General features: G+C 73.7%; 1 protein-coding gene. It reads left to right on the top strand.

Translation table 11 applies throughout. The features are described from left to right. On the top strand, nucleotides 1–246 hold a 246-nt coding region (locus tag PROKR_RS03305; protein WP_036959496.1), incomplete at its 5' end, for a helix-turn-helix transcriptional regulator. Nucleotides 247–498: the final 252 nt, after the last annotated feature.

Genomic DNA, 498 nt, shown 5'->3' on the forward strand with positions numbered 1-498 from the left:
CGGTTCGGGCTGAGCACGTCGCACTTCTCGGCCCGGTTCCGGGCGGCGACCGGCGGCGGCGTGGTCGAGTACGTCAAGCGGCTGCGGATGGCCCGGGCGTGCGAGCTGCTGATCACCACCGAGCTGCCCGTGGCCGACATCGCGCGGTCGGTGGGCTACCCCGACCCGTTCTACTTCTCGCGGCAGTTCCGCAGCGTGCACTCCTGCAGCCCGACGGACTTCCGGAACGGCCTCCACGACCGCTGAGGTTGCCGGCCGGGGGCTGGTCCGACGGGGCCTCGCCCGGTCGCTCCAGAGTCGGATCGTCCAGGCGGGTGCGTCGTCCTCTGCATTCCGTGCGGCCCCGGCGGGCGGTTTGCTGGGCGGGTTCCTCCCCTCGGCCTCCGTGCCGAGCCGACGACGACGTCAGGAGACCCATGTTCACCGCACGAACCTGGGCGGCGCGAGCCAGCGCCGCCCTGCTCACCACCGCGCTCGCCGCGACGGGGCTGGCGGGCA

The sequence above is a fragment of the Promicromonospora kroppenstedtii DSM 19349 genome, assembly GCF_000515355.1.
Lineage (GTDB): Bacteria > Actinomycetota > Actinomycetes > Actinomycetales > Cellulomonadaceae > Promicromonospora > Promicromonospora kroppenstedtii.